Raw genomic sequence first — 18957 nt, forward strand, 5'->3', positions numbered from 1 at the left:
AGGATTGCCGCCTGTCGCACATCTGGCGACAGCGATCCAGTCAACAATATTGATCGCTGCATGAAGTCCGGCGAAGCTTAGTGCGCAGTTGCGGAAATCCAGTCGAAATCGCGAGTCCGCGATTGAACCTTCCGGAGAGCGGTGAAATGGTTGCCTGAGGTGAGGCACGTACATCGTGTCGGGAGGAAATCAACATGGCAGACAAGGAAGAGATCGGGATGCGCCGGCTGCGCTCGCAGGATTGGTTCGACAATCCCGATCACGTCGACATGACGGCGCTCTATCTGGAGCGCTTCATGAACTACGGCATCACCCCGGAGGAACTGCGATCCGGCAAGCCGGTCATCGGTATCGCCCAGAGCGGCAGCGATCTGACCCCGTGCAACCGCCATCACATCGAGCTTGCGGCGCGCGTACGCGACGGCATTCGCGATGCCGGCGGAATTCCGATCGAGTTTCCCACCCATCCGATCTTTGAGAACTGCAAGCGGCCGACGGCGGCACTCGACCGCAACCTCGCCTATCTCGGCCTCGTCGAGGTGCTTTACGGTTATCCGCTCGATGGTGTCGTGCTGACGACCGGATGCGACAAGACCACGCCCTCGGCCATCATGGCAGCCTCCACCGTCGACATACCTGCGATCGTGCTTTCCGGCGGGCCGATGCTCGACGGCTGGCACGAGGGCGACCTCGTTGGCTCCGGCACCGTTCTGTGGCGGTCGCGGCGCAAATATGCGGCCGGCGAGATTGACGCTGCCGAATTCGTCGACGCCGTGATGGATTCGGCGCCTTCGATCGGCCACTGCAACACGATGGGTACGGCCTCGACCATGAATGCGCTGGCCGAAGCGCTCGGCATGTCGCTGACCGGTTGTGCGGCGATCCCTGCCGCCTATCGCGAGCGCGGCCAGATGGCCTATCGGACGGGACGGCGCGCGGTCGAACTGGTGCTGGAAGACTTCAAGCCCTCGGACATCCTGACGCGCGCGGCCTTTCTCAATGCAATCCGTGTCAATTCGGCGATCGGCGGGTCGACCAACGCCCAGCCGCACCTGACGGGGATGGCAAAGCACGCCGGCGTCGAACTGCGTCCGGAGGACTGGCAGGAGCATGGTTATGACATCCCGTTGCTGGCCGACGTTCAGCCGGCCGGCCGTTTCCTTGGCGAGCGCTTCCATCGCGCAGGCGGGGTGCCGGCGATCATGCGCGAACTGCTCGATGCCGGGAAGCTTGACGGCCGCTGTCGCACCGTGACGGGGCGAACGGTCGCCGAGAACCTTGAAGGGCGGTACGCCAGCGACCGCAAAGTGATCCGCCCCTTTTCCCAGCCGCTCAAGGAGCGCGCCGGCTTTCTGGTGCTGACGGGCAATCTTTTCGATTTCGCCATCATGAAGACGAGCGTGATCTCTGACGAATTCCGTGGCCGCTATCTGAGTGAGCCGGGACGTGAAGGCGTCTTCGAGGGCAGGGCGGTCGTCTTTGACGGCGCGGAAGACTATCACCGGCGCATCAACGATCCTGCGCTCGATATCGATGAGCGATCCATCCTCGTGATCCGTGGCGCGGGACCGCTCGGCTGGCCGGGTTCGGCCGAAGTGGTGAACATGCAGCCGCCGGATCATCTGCTGAAGCGCGGCATCACCAGCCTGCCGACAATCGGCGACGGCCGGCAGTCGGGCACCGCCGACAGTCCTTCGATCTTGAACGCCTCGCCGGAAAGCGCGGCAGGTGGTGGACTTGCCTGGCTGCGTACCGGTGACGTGATCCGCATCGATCTTGTCAGTGGGCGGTGCGACATGCTGGTGAAAGAAGCCGAGATCGAACGGCGCAAGAAGGATGGCATCCCGCCCGTGCCCGCGGATGCTACCCCCTGGCAACGCATCTACCGCCAGACCGTCACGCAGCTCTCGGACGGCGCTGTGATCGAAGGTGCTGCAGAATTCCGGCAAGTGGCCAAGGTTCCGCCCCGGCACAATCATTGATAGGCAACAGGTGTTGCTAGCGCAAAGCCCGCAAAGCGTTCAGGATCACGGCGATGTCGATCAGTTCCTGGGTGAAGGCGCCGGCGACTGGCGGGAGATAGCCCGCCGCCGCGACGAGCATCGCCACGACCGACAGCCCGAGGCCGACCAGAACGCTCTGCATCGCGATCCTCTTCGTGCGGTGCGCTGCGTGGATCGCCTTGATGAGGTTGTCGAGCCTGTCGACGAGTAGCACGACGTCGGCGCTCTCGGAGGATGCGGCCGCGCCGCGTGCCCCCATTGCGATACCGACCGTTGCGGTCGCCAGTGCCGGCGCGTCGTTCACCCCGTCGCCGACCATCATCGTCGGCGCTTTGGCTGCTTCCTGGCGCACGATCTCGACCTTCTGCGCGGGCGTCAGTTCGCCGTGTGCCTCGTCGATCCCGAGCTTTTTTGCGACCGCCGCGACAACGTCCGACCGGTCGCCCGAAGCGAGTACGACGCGACGAATGCCGACGCCATGGAAAGCTTCCAGCATTGCTGCCGCATCCGGCCGGACCCGATCGGCCAGCACGATGATGCCGGCAAGTTCTCCGTCTACCGCGACGGCTACGACCGCCGCGTCTTCGGGCACGCCGTCGCGCAACGCATAGGGATCGCCGTTGCTCAGATCGCGCACGTAGCGGCTGCCGCCAATCGTCACGCGGCGCCCGTCTACGACACCCGAGACGCCTGTGCCGGCCGCTTCAGTGACATCGGTCGGTGTGGCGAGTGATAGGCCACGCCGACGGGCATCTTCGACCAGCGCTTCGGCAATGACATGGCCCGACGCCTGGTCGAGCGAGGCAGCCAGACGCAGCATCTCGCGTGCCTCCCAGCCGTCCGTCGTTCGCATGTCGATGACGCGGGCCTGTCCGTAGGTGAGCGTGCCGGTCTTGTCGAGAACGGCCGTCCTCACCTTGGCAAGGACCTCCATGGCCCCGCCGTTCTTGATCAGCACGCCGAGTTTCGCCGAGCGGGACATGCCGGAGATGATCGCGACCGGCAGCGCGAGGATCAGCGGACAGGGGGTCGCGACGACAAGCACCGCGAGCGCCCTAATACGGTCGCCGGAGATCCACCAGGCGATGCCCGCGATCAGAAGCGTCAGGACGAGGAACCAGACCGCGTAGCGATCGGCGATGCGCACGCTCGGAGCCTTGCTTTCCTGCGCCTGCTGCACCAGCCGCACGATATTGGCGTAGGTGCTTTCGGCCGCCGGGCGTGTGGCAAGGAGGTCGAAGGTGTTGCCAAGGTTGGTGGAACCGCTGAGGATCTCGTCCCCGGTCACACTTTCGACCGTGGCGCTCTCGCCGGTGAGGCTCGATTGGTCAAGCGCCGCCGCCTCCGACGCTAGTGTGCCGTCGACCGGGACGACTTCTCCATGACGGACGAGAATTCTCTCACCCACCCGGATCCCCGACACGGGCACTTCCTCCAGCGCATCGCCGGTATAGCGCATCGCCGTGTGCGCGACTCGCCCCAACAGAGCCGTCATTTCCCGCCGTGCCCGCCCTTCCGCGTAGCTCTCCAGAAGTTGGCCGCCGGAATACATCAGCGCCACAACGTTTGCGGCAAGCGGCTCGCCAAAGGCCAGCGCCGCCGTCATGGAGAGGGCGGCGACGAGATCGAGGCCGACTTCACCCTTTCGCAACGACGTGACGATTTCGACGACGAGCGCCGCGAGCACCGGAACCGTGGCGACAAACCATATGCGGTTGGCCCACGTATCGCTGCCGTAGAGCCAGGCGATCGTACCGCCAGTCAGGCCAGCAGCAGCGATGGCGACGAGCATCGATCGGAATATGTAAAGGGCCCGAGCAATGGAAGTCGACAAGGCGGTTCCTTCGTGATTGCAAAATAGAATAGGCCCCTACGCTGATGTCGTCAGGAGCAGATGCAAGCTGCAAGGGGAGACTTAAGGCGCCCTGCCGGACGAGTCGATACTCACGGAACGGAACAGTGCGGCACTAACTATCTTTTCGGCAGGGAGGCTACCTCAAGCGGTCCCTGTTGTCGCCGCTTGCCGTTTATCCGCGGCGCGCGATCAAGATTCCTGCCAGGACGATCAGGCCGCCGATCGCCTGCATGACGCCGAGCGATTCATCAAGAAGTCCCCAGGCGAGCAAAGCTGCCACAACGGGCTGCAACAGCAGCGTGAGCGAGGAGAAAGCCGCCGGCAGGTAGGCCAGCGCGTAGGTGATCAGAGCCTGTCCGCCCGCATGCGTTAGAAAGGCCAGGCCGAAGACGTTGGCCCAGCCATCGACAGAGGAGGGTAGCAGGACCGGTTCGAGGAACAGTGAGGCCGGCAGCAGGCAGAAGGCGGCCGAGGCTGATCCCCATTGCATGATGCGCAGCGTGTCGTAGCGGGTGCGCAATCTGCCGATGGCGAGGATATAGCCGGCATAGAATATCGCGGCGAAGACAGCGACAGCGTCGCCGAGAAGATCGCCGCCCCCCATCGCCGCCGGACCGCCTTTGAGGACCACGACGCCGATCGCCGCGATGGCAAGCCCGGCAGTGAATATGCGCGTGATCGCAAAACCGAAAAGCAGGCGCCCGAAGATGGTCACGAAAACTGGCGCTAGATTGGCAAGAAGCGTGGCATTGGCGACAGAGGTGATGTGGACCGACAGATGCCAGGCGGCGAGGTCAATCGCGAGAAACACACCGGGCAGAGAAAGAAGCAAACAGTCGCCAAGCGTTCGCGGGGGCGCGTCACTGCTCTTGCTCCGGTTGAGCAGCGAGAAGACGGTCAACGGAATCAGAGCCAGTGCAACCCTCCAGAAGGCCGTAGCCAGCGGGCCAACTTCAGAAAGGCGCACGAAAATCGGTGAGCTGCCAATGGCGATGCCGCCGACGACGAGCGCAAGCAGGGCAAGCTGGTTCGTCGCCGCCGATGTTGGCAAAGTCTGGGACTGGGTCAATGGGTGCCTGCTTGAAGGTGAAACAGCGGCCCGATCGCCTCGAATCAGGCATGGGGCGCGAGGGCTGGTGATATATCAGCCGCGTAGCTACCAGATCGCCGCCGCTGATAACAGAGGCAGCTTCGCGCGAGGGGAGCAATATTTGTGCTTCTCCGAGGCGCCGAAGCGGTTCAGGTGCCGCCCCGAATGGTAACCTGACAGAAATCAGCCGAGGTCCTGACGCCAGCGCCTTGGCGGCGTCTTCATCGAACGCCGCTTCCACTCTTAAAAAGAAGCAATAGGCCGCGTGGACTGACGCGCAACTACCTGCCTTCCGACTCGACAATGCCCTTGGTCAGGGTGCCGGTTGCTGGATATAGCGGAATCAGGCAGGCCTGAAGGGCGTGGTAGATGTCGCCCTTGCCGGAAAAAAGCGTGTAGCTCGGCGTTAGGTCCTCGGTCAGTTCCTCGTGCCAGCCGCCGCGCGCGCGGTCGATGAAATGACGGGAAATTCCGTCCCAGATCTTCCGGTACCAGGTTTCGTGGAACGCACTCGGCAGGTGCTCGCAGAGGAAGGCTGCTGCGCCCACACCCTCGGCCATCGGCCACCAAAGCTTGTGGCGCTTGGCGGGCTCGTCGCTCCAGTCGAGCGTGTAGAAGAAGCCGCTCTTTTCCTTGTCCCACCCGAGCTCGATCGACTGCGAAAACAGCGCCTTGGCCGCCTCCGGCATCCAGTCGTGTTTCCGGCCGCCGAGCACCCACAACTGCAAGATCAGCCGCGCCCATTCCAGCCAATGTCCGGGGGTCGTGCCGGACGGGCGGAACATCTCGTTGCCCTTGTAGTTCTTGTCGAGCACCCAGTTCTCGTCGAAGTGCTCCGGCACGCGAAAACCGCTCTCGGCAGCGCGGCGGCGGATGATCAGGTCGGCGATCCGTTCGGCGTTGCGCAGATAGTCCGCCTCGCCCGTAGCCTCAAAGGCTGCCATCAGCGCCTCGGTGAGGTGCATGTTGGAGTTCTGGCCGCGATAGCCCGGAACGGGGGACCAATCGGCGGCAAACTCCTCCGCGATGGCACCGTGCTTGTCCTCCCAGAACCGGGAGTTCAACACGTCAGTGACGTCCGCCAGCATGCGATCGGCGTCAGGGTGGCCTGCGAGTTTGGCGCTGGAAGCCGCCAGCAGGACGAATGCATGCCCGTATCCCTGTTTGGTCGAGTCGAGAGGGCCGGAGTTGTCGAGCGACCAGTAGTAGCCGCCGCGCCGGTGGTCGCGATGCTTCTCCCATAGATATCTCATCCCATGGTCGACGATGTCGTCGGAACCCGGGCGACCGAGCAGGCTGCCGATCGAGAAGCAATGCACCATGCGTGCCGTGGTGTGGATGCCACGGGTAGGGTTGCCGGGGTTCAACGGACGGCCGTCGACATCGAGTTCAAAAAAACCGCCGCCGGGATTGAATGTACTGTTCTGGAAGAAATCGAAGAGGCCGTTCGCCTGGTCCCAGAGCCACTGACGGTGGTAGGCCCGATTGCGCCAGGCGAGATCCAGTTGTCCGTTCGTGCCCATCATGACCTCCTCGTGCTCTTCCATTTCACGGTGGGCGAACCCGCGGTGCGAGCCCTCGCTCGATCCCGCGGTGCCGACGGAATGGGAGGCACGTTATGGCTCAGAAAGGGTGGGTGAGCAAGTTTAAAACGTTTTAAAACGTGCGGCACTTGCCGCCCGATCAGTCATTAAATCTGGTTGCAAACCGATCTCCGCCGGATACCGCCTTGCGATTGGCAGTGCCGCCTAATCCGTCAGATACCAGCCCCAGGGCTCGTCGCTTTCGAAAGCAGTTATCTGCTTTGTCTCCAGATAATTTGACAGTCCCCAGCGACCCAGTTCACGGCCGATGCCGGACTGCTTGTAGCCGCCCCAGGGGGCTTCGGGGAAGGTGGGCTGTGAGCAGTTGATCCAGACGATACCGGCGCGGAACGCCTTTGCGACGCGCTCGCAGCGGGCGCGGTCCTTCGACATGATGGCTGCGGCCAGGCCAAAGCGGCTGTCGTTGGCCAGCCGGATGGCATCCTCTTCGTTACGGAAGGGCTTTACGCAGACGACGGGCCCGAAGATCTCTTCCTTCCAAACGAAGCTGTCCTCGGCCATGTCGGTGAGGATCGTCGGCTCCAGGAAGTAGCCGGTGTTGAGCCCCGCCGGGCGCTTTCCGCCGCCAGCGATCGTTGCGCCTTCCTTCTCGCCGCGCTCGATCGCGGCCAACACCTTCTCATATTGTCCCTTGGATACGAGCGGCCCAAGCAGCGTACCCTCTGCGAGTCCGTTGCCGATCCGGATCTTCGCGGCCTCTTCGACCAGTCGCTCCAAAAGCTTCGGATAGAGGCTCTCCTCGACCAGCACGCGCGAGGTTGCGGAGCAGACCTGGCCCTGGTTCCAGAAGATACCGAACATGATCCATTCGACGGCCTTGTCGAGGTCGCTGTCGGCGAAGACGACGAAGGGCGACTTGCCGCCGAGTTCCAGGCTGACGTTCTTGATGTCGCGCGCCGCCGTTGCCATGATCTTCGCGCCGGTCGGCACCGAGCCGGTGAAGGCGAGCTTGTCGATGCCGGGATGCTCGGCAAGCGGTTGGCCGGCATCGGCGCCGAGCCCCGTGACGATGTTGAGCACGCCGGGCGGCAGGCCCGCTTCCTCGACGATCGCGCCGAGTTCCAGCGCCGTAAGCGGCGTCAGTTCCGAGGGTTTCAGTACCATCGTGCAGCCCGCGGCAAGGGCGGGCGCCACCTTCCAGGAGGCCATGAGAAGAGGATAGTTCCAGGGAATGATCGCGCCGGCAACGCCGATCGGATCCCGCACGACCTTGGCGGAAAAGCGTGGTTCGGCGAGCGCGATCTTTTCCTCCGGATTTTCGTCCAGTTCCTCGGCGAGCCCGGCATAGAAATTGAAGCAGCCGGCGGTGTCCTCCATGTCCCAGATCGCTTCCGGCAGCGGCTTGCCGTTGTCGCGCACCTCGATGCGGGCAAGCTCGTCCTTGCGGGAAAGGATGATCTCGGCAATGCGGCGAAGGAATCCGGCACGCTCCTTACCCGTCAACTTCCGCCACGGCCCCTGGTCGAAGGCGCGGCGGGCGGCGCGCACTGCGTGATCGATGTCGCGGGCCGTTCCGGCGGGGGCGTTGAAGATCGTCTCCTCGGTGGCCGGGTCAATCACCGGGAAGGTACCACCCTCGGCCGGCACCACCCATTGTCCGTCGATGAAAAGTCTGTCGCGCATGTTCGTTCCCACCCTTGTTCTATTATTTGTGCCCGTATTTGTGCCCGGTGCGTCGACCATCGAGGGCCGGAGCACCAAAAGATCTAACCGGATGCTCGCAGGATCCCGCCCACGTTGCCCGCTACCTTCAGGATTTCCTCCGCCGCATGGGTAGCGCCCCCTGCGGCCTGCATGATTATCGCGTTTGCCTTCAGGCGGGCTTTCATCGCCTCATCGCAAACAAGATTGCGGATTGCATCGGCAAGTTCGGCATCCGTCCAGCCGTAGCGATCGAGCTTGCGTCCAACGCCTGCCTCGGCGGCGCGGGTGGCATTGTCGTGCCCGTCCCAGCAATAGGGCATCACCAGCGAGGGGACGCCGTAAAAGAGCGCCTCGCAGAAGGAATTATTGCCGCCGTGATGGATGAAGAGACTCGCCTGCTCGACGACCGAGGGCTGCGGAAACCAGCTGTCGATGAAGACATTGTCCGGCACCTCGCGATACTCGTCCCGCCAGTGGCCGGCATTGACGAGGAAGCGGTAGGGGAGGGTGGCGAACACCTCGATCATCCGCTTCATCATTGCAACGTCCATCGCCCCCAGCGAGCCGAAGCTCGTGAGCACCAGCGGCGCATCGTTGTGGCTGGCAAAGCGCGGGGCCAAATAGGGCGTCTCATGGCGCACGCAGCCGTCGAGGAAGATGAATTTTTTCGGATCCAGTGGCACCTGTCGCTCATGGCGAATGATCGTAGGCGCCAGCAGCAGGTTCAGCCAGGGCGAGGCCGAAAGGAAGTTCGAGCTCTCCAACGGCTTCAGGCCGCAGTCAGTCAAGAACGCGGAGAAGCGCCGGTGGGCAGGTGCCGTTACACGTTCGTAATCCTTCGCAAAGGCCTGCCAGTCCGGGCCGGGCGTCTCACCGCAGCCCGAGAGATAGGGCGGTATGCATGGATCCGGCACCTCCGTTTCGGCGCACGACACGACACGGATCCAGGGGACGCCGGCATTCGCGATCGCCGGAAACATTACGACGTTGTCGAGCACGATCGCATCCGGCTTCAGCCGCGACAGTAATTGGCGCAACGGTGCCTCGACGCGGATTGCAGTGTCGACGATCGCGTCCCAGGTCGGGCCGACATAGCTTTCGAGTTGTTCGAACGGAGATTGCCGGAAGGCGCCTTGATGGCGTTCGATGAAGTCGTTCCAGTCGGTCGGTGGACCGGACGCATCGTCGGTCAGCTGATACTCGGGAAATCCGTACTCGGCAAAAACGCCTGAGAAGCCCGGATGACAGATGAAGACCGGACGCGCGCCGAGCCGGCGCAGTTCCTGCGCGATGCCGACGCAATTGAGCGCCGCGCCGAAGCTCGCTTCGGGAAAGAGGGCGATGGTCTTCTGGTGGGGCATGGGCATCAACGCGAAACGAGTTTGAAGGCGGGGGGCACGCCACGGCCGGCAAGGCGCGGTCGCTGTTGGCGGGAAAGTTGCAGATGCACGCGCATCAGGTCCGCCGCAAGCTCCATCTGGCCGCGTTCGATCTGTTCAAGGATTTGCAGGTGCTCGAGGTTCGACTGCAACAGCCGGAAGGCCGCGACATGCCCGACCGACGGGATGGCGCGGCGTCGGCGGTGATGATTGACAAGCGTCTCAGCCATGAAGGGGTTGCCGCAACTCCTGGCGACCAGCGTGTGAAAGTCGAAATCGGTGCGCTCGAAGAGTTTGCGATCGAACGTCGCTTCACTCATTCCCTTTAGGAGCAGCATGGATTGGCGCAGTGACGTCAGCGCCGGCAGGTCGCGGCGGAAGTCTGGCAGCGTCAGCGCCAAGGGTTCGGTCGCGAGCCGGAACTCGTAGCTCTTGGCTGTCGCGTCGCCGCTGATGGCAAACTGCTTCAACAACCACTGCTGGCCGGCTCCGCGTTCGGCGAGGTTCTCCTCGGCCAGTTTCATCAGCGCATTTTGTACCGTCTGGCGCGAGACCTCGTAGCGTCGCTGCAGGGAGGCGACCGTCTGCATCTCGGCGATGCGTCCGGCGGCGAGGTCGCGCAAGATTGCGCCGTACATTTCGCTTTCACTGTCGCCCTCCGGCGTGTCGTCCAACCGCGCGGTGACGATGGGATCGACGGCAAGCACATAGCCGCCTTCTTGCTCTGTTGTCACCAGTCCCCGTTCTGCAAGTACTTGAAGTGCCTTGCGGATCGGGGTTCGCGAGACGTTGCAGAGTGACGCGATAGCCTGTTCGGCCAGCCGTTCGCCCCGCGAAATTCCGCGCTCACCGGCGATGTCCAGTATTTTTTGCGCCAATTCGACATGGCGATAATTGGGCCGTTTCGTCTCGGAGTTCATGCGCTCAATCGGGCCTCCATCGCCGCGCATGCTGCCCGTTGTGCCGGCATTTCGCAAGCCTTCCAGCGCGCATTTTATGCAGTTACCACTTTTGCAAGAATCCCTATTGACGTATTTTTTTTATAATTAATACTGCGAAGTCGATGCAGCGAAGAGTTCGGACTAACCGGCGAGCGCATCGCAGAGGCCAGGAACAAAATCAAACAAGGGAGTTTTTTCGTGAGAGCGAAAAAAGGAACGGGCGCATTGTGCGCAGCCGCGGCCTTCGTTGCCGCAAGCCTGACCGCGGGGACGGCGTCGGCCGTCGATCTCGTGATTTCCAATTGGGACGGCTACATGGCGAAGGACATCGCCGAGAGCTTCAAGGCCGCGACCGGCCTGGAGATCGAGGTGGTCAACCACGCCACCAACGAAGAGATCATGGGCAAGATCATGGCCGGCCAGGGCAAGGGCTATGACGTGGTCTTCGTATCCTCGCCTTTTGCCGAAGTGTTGAACCACCAGGGGCTGGTCGAGCCGCTGGACAAGGCGGCGATCCCGAACCTTGCCAATCTCTATCCGGAAGCGGCAAGCCTCGCCTATGACCCGGGCAACGCTTTCTCGGTCCCCTATACGTGGGGCACGACCGGCCTCTGCTACCGTTCCGACAAGGTCAGCACCGCACCCGACAGCTGGATGAACCTGCTGCAGCCATCGGACGACCTGAAGGGCAAGACGACGATGCTTGCCACCGATCGCTGGTTGATGGGCGCAGGCCTGCTTGCCAAGGGCTATTCGGTCAACGAGACCGACCCCGCAAAGATCAACGAAGCGCGTGATCTGCTGATCGAGGCGAAGAAGACGCTGCTCGCCTATGACGACACGACCTTCTATTCCAAGCTCGTCTCCGGCGAAGCTTCGCTCGTGCATGCCTGGGACGGCTGGTGCAACTACGGCATCGCCGAGAACAAGGACATCAAGTTCGTCGTGCCGAAGGAAGGCTCCGATCTCTGGATCGACACCATCGTTGTAATGAAAAACTCCGAGAACAAGGAAAACGCGATGAAGTTCATCAACTTCATCCTGGACGCCAAGAACCACGCCTGGGCGGCGGAGAACATCCTCTACAAGGTGCCGAACAAGGCAGCGATGGAAAGCCTGCCGGCCGCACTCGGCGAGCAATATCCGAACATGAGGATGCCGCCGGATGAGCTCGTCAAGTACGAGCTTCTGCGTGACCTCGGCCCGACGCAGAAGGACTATTCGCGCGCCGTGAGCGAGATCAAGGCGGCGAACTGATAGGCCCGCTCCTTCTCTCCGCTTGCGGGGAGAAGGAGCCACCAGACAGGCAAAGCCAGTCCCATAGGCCGGCGATCCCGTTGAGTTTGACCCTGGACCCTCTCTCCACAAGCCGGAGAGAGGACGCTGGCGGCATGCCCGGTGCGACTACGTCTTCCCGATCAAAGAACTGGCGCATCGTGGCGCCGCTTCCTCACGCAATGACAGCAAGGCGACTATCGACGTGTCCTTCAATACCACCAGACCGAACCTGCTCGCCGCGCCCGGCGTCGCCTGGCTCGTCACCTTCATGGTGGTGCCATGCCTGCTGGTGCTCTCCTACGCCTTCTTCATGCGCGGCGTCTGGGGTGGGATCGACTACACCTTCACGCTGGAAAACTTCGCCCGGGTCGCCGATCCGCTCTATGCGAAGATTTTCCTGAACTCGGCGCGCATTGCCTTGACTACCACGCTCATTGCAATCCTGATTGCCTATCCTGCTGCCTACGCGATCTCACGTGCGCCCCGCTTGCGCCAGCCGATCCTGCTGTTCTTCGCTGTGTTGCCCTTCTGGAGCAACTATCTGATCCGCACCTATGCCTGGATCGTGCTCCTCAACCGCGAAGGGCTGATCAACAACCTGTTGCGGGCCATGGGCTATACCGGCGAGCCACTGTCGCTTCTTTATACCGAAGCCGCCGTCATTACCGGTCTGGTCTACAACTACCTGCCTTTCGTGATCCTGGCGATCTACTCGACGCTGTCGCGGCTCAACCCGGAATTGATGGAGGCCTCGCGCGACCTCGGTGCCGGCCCGATCCGTACCTTCTGGCGCGTTACACTGCCGCTGACGATGCCCGGCGTTGCTGCCGGCGGAGTCTTTGTGTTTGTCCTCTCGATCGGCAACTTCGTCACGCCTGCGCTGCTCGGTGGCGGCCGCTTCCAGATGGTCGGCAATCTTGTCTACGACCAGTTCCTGACTGCCAATGACTGGCCGTTTGGCGCAGCCCTCGGGATGGCGCTGATTGCCACGATGATCGTTCTCCTCTTCGCGCAGGCCCGGGCGACCGCGCATGCGAGCGGCGAGCGCAAGGGAGCGACGGCATGAGCGAACACGCCGCAGCCAACAGCATGACGTCGGTCCAGGAGACAGTCACCAAGGCGCTCCCGAGTGCGTTTCGCCGTAAGCTGCCGGGACGTATCGTGCTACTCCTTGTCTTCGGCTTCCTCTACTTGCCGATCGCAGTGCTGGTGATGCTGTCCTTCAACGACAGCGGACTGCCGACATCCTGGTCTGGCTTCTCAACCCGCTGGTATGCCGCTCTGCTCGGCAACTCCGAGATCCTCCATGCGGCCTGGAACACGCTGGTCGTCGCCGTCTTCGCCACCCTCATTTCCACGATCCTCGGCACGCTGCTGGCGCTCGGCATGGAGACCCGGCGTCGCAAGAGCAACGGGCTGGAAGCCTTGGCCTTCGCGCCAATGGTCATACCGGACATCGTGCTGGCCGTGGCACTCCTGACGTTCTTTTCGCGGTTGAACCTGACGATGGGGCTGCACACAATCATTGTCAGCCACGTCGTCTTCGATCTCGCCTTCGTCTGCTCGGTGGTGCGCGCAAGGCTGAAGAATTTCGACTTCTCGATCGTCGAGGCCTCGCGCGATCTCGGCGCGTCCGGCTGGACGACCTTCTGGCGCATCACCTTCCCGGTGCTGCTGCCGGCGATCGTCGCTGGCAGCCTGCTCGCCTTCACGCTGTCGGTCGACGAATTCATCATCGCGTTTTTCACCGCGGGCGCCGGCCGCTCCTCGATCACCCTTCCCATGCAGATCTACTCGATGATCCGGTTCGGCATCACGCCCGAGGTCAATGCGCTCGCCACGATCGTCATGGGCGTCAGCGCGACCGCGCTGATGATCTCGCAATGGCTCAACAAAGAACAGGTCCAATGAACGCAGTTGCTTCCACCATCCTTCGCATCGACAGCGTGGCAAAGACGTTCGGACCGGTGACCGCGGTTGACGGCGTCACGCTTGATGTGCGCGAAAACGAGTTCTTTGCTCTGCTCGGTCCGTCGGGTTGCGGCAAGACCACGCTCCTGCGCATGCTTGCCGGTTTCGAGACGCCGAGCTCGGGCAAGATCCTGCTGGACGGTCGGGATATTTCGCCATTGCCGCCGGAGAAGCGGCCGCTGAACCTGATGTTCCAGTCCTACGCGTTGTTTCCGCACATGACCGTGCGCCAGAACCTTTCATACGGACTGGAGATGGAGCGGCTCGACAAGGCCGAGATCCGCCGCCGCGTCGACGAGACGCTTGCGACGACCGATCTCACCTCGTTCGCTGATCGAAAGCCGGAGCAGCTCTCCGGCGGCCAGAAGCAGCGGGTGGCGCTCGCTCGCGCCCTCGTCAAGCGTCCCAAGGTGCTGCTTCTCGATGAGCCGCTTGGGGCGCTCGACAAAAAGCTGCGCGAGAAGATGCAGCTCGAGTTGAAGCGCATGCAGAACGAGGCGGGCATCACCTTCATCGTCGTCACGCACGACCAGGAGGAGGCGCTGGTGATGGCGGACCGGATGGCAATCCTGAAGGACGGGCGACTCCTGCAATGCGGCACGCCGGAAGAGATCTACGAAGCCCCCAGCGACCGCTTCGTCGCCAACTTCATCGGGGTGATGAACTTCATCGAGGGCAGGGTAAACGAGAGCGGTGTCTTCGAAGCGGAGGGACTTCGGCTCGCCGTCGTCGATGCCAAGTCGGGTGAAGCGACGCTCGCCGTCCGTCCGGAGAACATTGCAATCGACCCACCCGGCGAACGGCTGGGTGGGACGATTGCAGACATCGCCTATCACGGCCTTGACCGCGTGCTGCACGTCAAGACGGCGGCGTCGCCGGTGCCGCTGCAGGTCCGGGTGCCCGCAAACGGCGCGGCCGATCACCGGATCGGCGACGCGCTCAGCCTCAAGATCGACCCGGCCAAATGCCGGCTCTTTGCCGGAGGGGCGGTAGCCGGGTGAAGGGCCACGCCGGGGGCAGGATTTCAAGAACACCATAAAAGAGGGAACACATGTCCAAGACTATTGCATTTTTTCCGGAAGCGGCCTTCGGGCCGGCGCTGAACTCGGTGGGCATCGCTCAGGCGGTGCAGGCGCTCGGCCACAAGGCCGTGTTCCTCTCCGATCCGGGTTTCGTCTCGGTCTATGAGGGCTACGGTTTCGAGGCCCATCCGGTGAACCTGTCGGAGCCGATGCCGCCGGAGCAGATGGCGAAGTTCTGGGAGGACTTCATCAACGGCCACATCCCGAACTTCCGCAAGTCCCCGATCGATCAGGTCGGCAACTATGTGAAGGATTGCTGGACGGCGATCGTCGACAGCGCCAAGTGGGCGCAGAAGGATTTGCCCCGGGTGCTCGACAGGATCCAGCCGGACCTGATCTGCGTCGACAACGTCATCCTTTTCCCGGCGATCAAGCAATACGGCAAGCCCTGGGTGCGCATCATTTCCTGCTCGGAAAACGAGATCGAGGACCCGAAGATCCCACCGCATCTCTCCGGTTGCGGCGAGAAAGACTACGAGGGCCACGCGGCCTATCGCGACCGGTTCAACGCCGTGATCAAGCCGATCCACGACGATTTCAATGCCTTCCTTTCCGAAAACGGCGAGAGCGCCTATCCGATCGGCCAGTTCTTCGAGGCCTCGCCCTACATGAACCTCCTGCTCTATCCGGAGTCGGTGAAATTCCATCGTGAACATCCGCTCGATCCGAAGCAGTTCCAGTATCTCGAAGGTTGCGTGCGCAAGGAACAGCCCTACGAGGTGCCTACCTTCGCCTCAAATAATGACAAGCCGCTGATCTACATCTCCTTCGGTTCGCTCGGCGCCGGCGATACGGACCTGCTGAAGCGGCTGATTTCGACGATCGGCAAGCTGCCCTATCGCGCGCTGGTCAATGTCGGCGACTACAAGGGCGAGTACGGGAACCTGCCGGGTAACGTTATCGTCGACAGCTGGTTCCCTCAGCCCTCCGTCATTCCGCAGGTGGACGCGGTCATCCACCATGGCGGCAACAACTCGTTCACCGAATGCCTCTACTTCGGCAAGCCGGCCATCATCATGCCCTATGTCTGGGATGGCCACGACAATGCCACCCGCGTCGACGAGACCGGCCACGGCTTCAAGATGCCGCGCTACGACTGGACCGATGCCGACCTTGCCGCAAAGCTTGACGCCTGCATAAACAATCCGGCGATGAAGACCAGGCTCGCTGCCACCAGCGCCCACATGCAGGCCCGCAACGGTCCGAAGAAGGCCGCGGGTGTTCTCGATGAATTGGTCAAAACGGGCAGGTTCAATGGCTGAAACGACGAAATCCACGGCGCCGCACATCTATGGCGCCACCACCTATTCCGATCTCGTGGACTGGGGCAGCCAGCCCGACAGTATCGAGGGCCAGTCGCATTCGTCAGGGCGCCTCGTTTTCAAGGGGCCGAACAATCAGCCCGAAAGCGGCATCTGGGTCTGCACGCCCGGCCGCTGGCGGCTGTCGATCCCGCGCGACGAATTCTGTCATTTCGTCGCGGGTAGGGCGGTCTACCGCTCTGACGACGGCGAACTGATCGAGGTCGAAGCCGGCACCGTCGTGATGTTTCCAGGCGGCTGGACCGGCGAGTGCACCGTCATCGAGACGATGCGCAACATCTACATGCTTGTTTGAGGTAGCCTGATGACCACACCCTATTGGCCCGATACCACAACCGTCGCGCTTGACGATTGGGGTCCAAGTGCCACATCCACAGATGGCAATCCGCACATGAGCGGGAAGGTGCTTTCGGCCAACAGTGACGGTTCCAGCGAATGCGGCATCTGGTCCTGTACGCCGGGCACCCGCAAGATCACCATCGCCAGCGACGAGTTCTGCTACTTCCTCGGCGGCAAGGGAACCTATGTCCACGAGAGCGGCGAGGAAATCCCGGTGCGTGCGGGTTCCGCCGTCTTCTTTCCCGGTGGCTGGACGGGGACGTCCATCATCACCGAAACCCTGACCAAGGCCTTCATGAGCCGCGGCGACTGACAAAAGGAAATATTCATGCCCATCACACCCTTCATGAAGAAGCCGCTCGAGCAAACCGATCTTGTCGACTGGGGCGTCATCCCGACGATGATCGAAGGCGAAAGCCGCACCTCCGGCAAGGTGATCCACAAGGGATCGAACGGCGAATCCGAGTGCGGCCTGTGGGTCTGCACACCGGGCAAATGGTTCTGCCACGTCACCCGCGACGAGTTCTGCCACTTCCTCGAAGGCCGCTGCACCTATGTGCACGAGAGCGGCGAGGTGATCGAGATCACTCCCGACACGGCCGCCTTCTTCCCACAGGACTGGAAGGGCGAGTGCACCGTCCATGAGACGATCAAGAAGGTCTACATGATCCGCTGAGCGGGTGAGGCGAGCGGGCGACGTTCCAACCTTGCCGCATCAGGTGGCTTTCCGCTTTGCCAGTCGCCCCTCAGCCGCCTGCCTTCTCCCCGTGAATGGGAAGAAGGACGAGAGCCGCCAACGCGTCGCCATTCCCTCTCCCCGCTTGCGGGGAGAGGGGCAGGGTGAGGGGCGAACGCCCGGAACTCATCCGCTCCGATAAAGCGAAGGCGGGTCAACCCGTCCCCGACCAGAGAGGAACGACCATGTTCAACCCCGCCGAGCCCGTCTTCTACCGGCACCCGGACTATGTGCCGTCCACGGGCAAACACCATCAGGTAATTGACCCGGCACGGCTCACCAAGGTCGGCGAGTTTGCCAACACGACACCCGACCAGATGGACGCCGTGCTTGATGCCGCCACTGTCGCCCAACGCGACTGGAAAAGGCTCGACGCCAAGTCGCGCGCAACAATCCTGCACCGGATCGCCAACAGAATCGAGGCGACCGACATGCGTCGCTGTGCCGAGCTGATGTCGCGCGAGATGGGCAAGCCCTATCCCGAAGCGATCGGCGAGGTGGCCAATTGCGCCGGCGCCTTCCGCTACTTCGCCGAGATGGCGCGCGACGAGGCCGGCAAGGTTGCGGGTACGACGCAGGCCGGCTCCTTCCAGCACGCGCGCTACGAGCCGCTGGGGCTCAGCGTCCACATCATGCCGTTTAATTTCCCGATCCTTTTGATGTGCTGGACGGTCGCCGCCTCGCTTGCGTCAGGCAACGGCTGCATCATCAAGCCGGCTCCGGCAACCACGCTGTCGACGCTGGAGTTCATGCATGTTTTCGAGGCCCTGCCGGCCGGACTGATCGCCTGCCTGCCGGGCGGGGTCGAACTCGGTGAGGCGCTGGTCGCCTCGCCGAAGACGCACGCCGTCGCCTTCACCGGCTCTGTTGCGGCGGGCAAGGCCGTGGCGATGGCAGCGGCCGGCCAGATGAAGCCGGCCGTGATCGAGGCAGGCGGCTCCGATCCGATGATCATCACGGCGCATGCGCCAATCGCCGTGGCCGCTGCCGGCGCCGTCACGGCCGCCTTCCATATGTCCGGCCAGGTCTGCACCTCGGCCGAGCGCTTCTTCGTCGTCGAGAGCGTACACGATGCCTTTGTGGAGAATTTTGCCGCTGAAACGAAGCGGCTTCGCATCGGTAACGGGCTCTCCAAGGCGGAGATCGGACCGGTCGTCTCGGAAACGGCGCGGAGCAAGGTGATCCGGCTGGTCGAGGACGCGAAGGCCAAGGGTGCAACGGTGGTCTGCGGTGGAAAAATTCCGGAGAGCGAGCCGGTCGGCTGGTTCTATGAGCCAACCATTCTGACCGGCTGCACGCCGGACATGGCGATCATGCGGGAAGAATGCTTCGGCCCCGTGGCCGCGATCATGAAGGTGAAGGATTTCGACGAAGCGATCGAGCGGGCCAACGACAGCGAGTTCGGCCTCGGCGCCTCTGTCTTCACCACCTCGCTGGAGGAGGCGATGGAGGCAGCGGATCGGCTGGAGGCCGGCATGGTCTGGGTCAACAACCCGCTGATCGACAACGACGCGCTGCCATTCGGCGGCTGGAAAAAATCCGGTCTTGGCCGCGAACTGTCGAAGCTTGGCCTCGACGCCTTCCGCCGCTCGAAAATGGTCATCATCGACCACAAACCGGTTGTTCAGGGCTGGTGGTATCCCTATCCGGACGAGTGGTTCTATGAGGCCGAAGGCCGCAAGCACGTCTGACAAAAATGCTTTGAAAAGGAAC

The 18957-nt window shown here is 62.7% G+C and carries 16 protein-coding genes; 10 read left to right on the forward strand and 6 right to left on the reverse strand.

The features are described from left to right. Positions 1-194: 194 nt before the first annotated feature. The gene (locus IB238_RS21800; RefSeq protein ID WP_192252099.1) at positions 195-1982 is read left to right on the forward strand and encodes an IlvD/Edd family dehydratase; all 1788 of its coding nucleotides are present in this window, start codon (positions 195-197) and stop codon (positions 1980-1982) included. A 16-nt stretch (positions 1983-1998) separates the two neighbouring features. Here IB238_RS21800 and IB238_RS21805 read toward each other — a convergent pair whose 3' ends face one another. The 6 genes from IB238_RS21805 to IB238_RS21830 form a co-directional block, all read right to left on the reverse strand. After that, positions 1999-3837 carry a heavy metal translocating P-type ATPase gene (locus IB238_RS21805; protein ID WP_246723764.1) on the reverse strand — a complete coding sequence of 613 codons (1839 nt, stop codon included), beginning with the start codon at positions 3835-3837 and terminating at the stop codon, positions 1999-2001. Between the two features lie 193 nt (positions 3838-4030). Next, positions 4031-4927: a DMT family transporter gene (locus IB238_RS21810; RefSeq protein WP_192252102.1), complete on the reverse strand. Its 897-nt coding sequence runs from the start codon at positions 4925-4927 to the stop codon at positions 4031-4033. Between the two features lie 302 nt (positions 4928-5229). After that, positions 5230-6471 (reverse strand): AGE family epimerase/isomerase, encoded by a 1242-nt coding sequence (locus IB238_RS21815; RefSeq protein ID WP_192252105.1) that lies wholly within the window; start codon positions 6469-6471, stop codon positions 5230-5232. 225 nt (positions 6472-6696) lie between these two features. After that, positions 6697-8175 (reverse strand): aldehyde dehydrogenase family protein, encoded by a 1479-nt coding sequence (locus IB238_RS21820; RefSeq protein ID WP_192252108.1) that lies wholly within the window; start codon positions 8173-8175, stop codon positions 6697-6699. A gap of 83 nt (positions 8176-8258) precedes the next feature. Continuing rightward, positions 8259-9557 (reverse strand): glycosyltransferase, encoded by a 1299-nt coding sequence (locus tag IB238_RS21825; protein WP_192252110.1) that lies wholly within the window; start codon positions 9555-9557, stop codon positions 8259-8261. 5 nt (positions 9558-9562) lie between these two features. Continuing rightward, positions 9563-10495, reverse strand: coding sequence for a GntR family transcriptional regulator (locus IB238_RS21830; protein WP_192252112.1), 933 nt, complete (start codon positions 10493-10495; stop codon positions 9563-9565). A gap of 219 nt (positions 10496-10714) precedes the next feature. Here IB238_RS21830 and IB238_RS21835 point away from each other — a divergent pair, with 219 nt between their 5' ends. The 9 genes from IB238_RS21835 to IB238_RS21875 all read left to right on the forward strand — a co-directional run bounded on the left by IB238_RS21835 (position 10715) and on the right by IB238_RS21875 (position 18935). After that, positions 10715-11773, forward strand: coding sequence for a spermidine/putrescine ABC transporter substrate-binding protein (locus IB238_RS21835; RefSeq protein WP_348648282.1), 1059 nt, complete (start codon positions 10715-10717; stop codon positions 11771-11773). Between the two features lie 289 nt (positions 11774-12062). After that, complete coding sequence (locus IB238_RS21840) at positions 12063-12860, forward strand: ABC transporter permease (protein WP_192252496.1); 798 nt, start codon at positions 12063-12065, stop codon at positions 12858-12860. After that, positions 12857-13705, forward strand: a complete 849-nt coding sequence (locus IB238_RS21845; protein WP_246723765.1) for an ABC transporter permease — start codon at positions 12857-12859, stop codon at positions 13703-13705. Before IB238_RS21840 ends, IB238_RS21845 begins: the two co-directional genes overlap by 4 nt. Then, complete coding sequence (locus tag IB238_RS21850) at positions 13702-14766, forward strand: ABC transporter ATP-binding protein (RefSeq protein ID WP_192252114.1); 1065 nt, start codon at positions 13702-13704, stop codon at positions 14764-14766. The genes IB238_RS21845 and IB238_RS21850 overlap by 4 nt, the downstream gene beginning before the upstream one ends. A gap of 50 nt (positions 14767-14816) precedes the next feature. After that, positions 14817-16109 carry a glycosyltransferase gene (locus tag IB238_RS21855; protein WP_192252116.1) on the forward strand — a complete coding sequence of 431 codons (1293 nt, stop codon included), beginning with the start codon at positions 14817-14819 and terminating at the stop codon, positions 16107-16109. Next, a complete protein-coding gene (locus IB238_RS21860) occupies positions 16102-16464 on the forward strand; it encodes a cupin domain-containing protein (RefSeq protein WP_192252118.1) in 363 nt (120 codons plus the stop codon). Before IB238_RS21855 ends, IB238_RS21860 begins: the two co-directional genes overlap by 8 nt. A 9-nt stretch (positions 16465-16473) precedes the next feature. Beyond that, positions 16474-16821 (forward strand): cupin domain-containing protein, encoded by a 348-nt coding sequence (locus IB238_RS21865; RefSeq protein WP_192252119.1) that lies wholly within the window; start codon positions 16474-16476, stop codon positions 16819-16821. Between the two features lie 15 nt (positions 16822-16836). Then, entirely contained in the window at positions 16837-17184 is a 348-nt protein-coding gene (locus IB238_RS21870) for a cupin domain-containing protein (RefSeq protein ID WP_246723766.1), read from the forward strand. Positions 17185-17429: 245 nt separating this feature from the next. Next, positions 17430-18935 carry an aldehyde dehydrogenase family protein gene (locus IB238_RS21875; RefSeq protein ID WP_192252122.1) on the forward strand — a complete coding sequence of 502 codons (1506 nt, stop codon included), beginning with the start codon at positions 17430-17432 and terminating at the stop codon, positions 18933-18935. Positions 18936-18957 lie beyond the last annotated feature (22 nt).

This window comes from Rhizobium sp. ARZ01, from assembly GCF_014851675.1.
Classification (GTDB): domain Bacteria; phylum Pseudomonadota; class Alphaproteobacteria; order Rhizobiales; family Rhizobiaceae; genus Mycoplana.

What these genes read in the sequence shown, in the direction of transcription:
- IB238_RS21845 (WP_246723765.1), top strand. Translation starts at nt 12,857, where the DNA reads ATGAGCGAACACGCCGCAGCCAACAGCATGACGTCGGTCCAGGAGACA.
- IB238_RS21865 (WP_192252119.1), top strand. Translation starts at nt 16,474, where the DNA reads ATGACCACACCCTATTGGCCCGATACCACAACCGTCGCGCTTGACGAT.
- IB238_RS21820 (WP_192252108.1), bottom strand. Translation starts at nt 8,175, where the DNA reads ATGCGCGACAGACTTTTCATCGACGGACAATGGGTGGTGCCGGCCGAG.
- IB238_RS21875 (WP_192252122.1), top strand. Translation starts at nt 17,430, where the DNA reads ATGTTCAACCCCGCCGAGCCCGTCTTCTACCGGCACCCGGACTATGTG.
- IB238_RS21840 (WP_192252496.1), top strand. Translation starts at nt 12,063, where the DNA reads ATGGTGGTGCCATGCCTGCTGGTGCTCTCCTACGCCTTCTTCATGCGC.
- IB238_RS21815 (WP_192252105.1), bottom strand. Translation starts at nt 6,471, where the DNA reads ATGGGCACGAACGGACAACTGGATCTCGCCTGGCGCAATCGGGCCTAC.
- IB238_RS21855 (WP_192252116.1), top strand. Translation starts at nt 14,817, where the DNA reads ATGTCCAAGACTATTGCATTTTTTCCGGAAGCGGCCTTCGGGCCGGCG.
- IB238_RS21825 (WP_192252110.1), bottom strand. Translation starts at nt 9,557, where the DNA reads ATGCCCCACCAGAAGACCATCGCCCTCTTTCCCGAAGCGAGCTTCGGC.
- IB238_RS21830 (WP_192252112.1), bottom strand. Translation starts at nt 10,495, where the DNA reads ATGAACTCCGAGACGAAACGGCCCAATTATCGCCATGTCGAATTGGCG.
- IB238_RS21850 (WP_192252114.1), top strand. Translation starts at nt 13,702, where the DNA reads ATGAACGCAGTTGCTTCCACCATCCTTCGCATCGACAGCGTGGCAAAG.
- IB238_RS21870 (WP_246723766.1), top strand. Translation starts at nt 16,837, where the DNA reads ATGCCCATCACACCCTTCATGAAGAAGCCGCTCGAGCAAACCGATCTT.
- IB238_RS21800 (WP_192252099.1), top strand. Translation starts at nt 195, where the DNA reads ATGGCAGACAAGGAAGAGATCGGGATGCGCCGGCTGCGCTCGCAGGAT.
- IB238_RS21860 (WP_192252118.1), top strand. Translation starts at nt 16,102, where the DNA reads ATGGCTGAAACGACGAAATCCACGGCGCCGCACATCTATGGCGCCACC.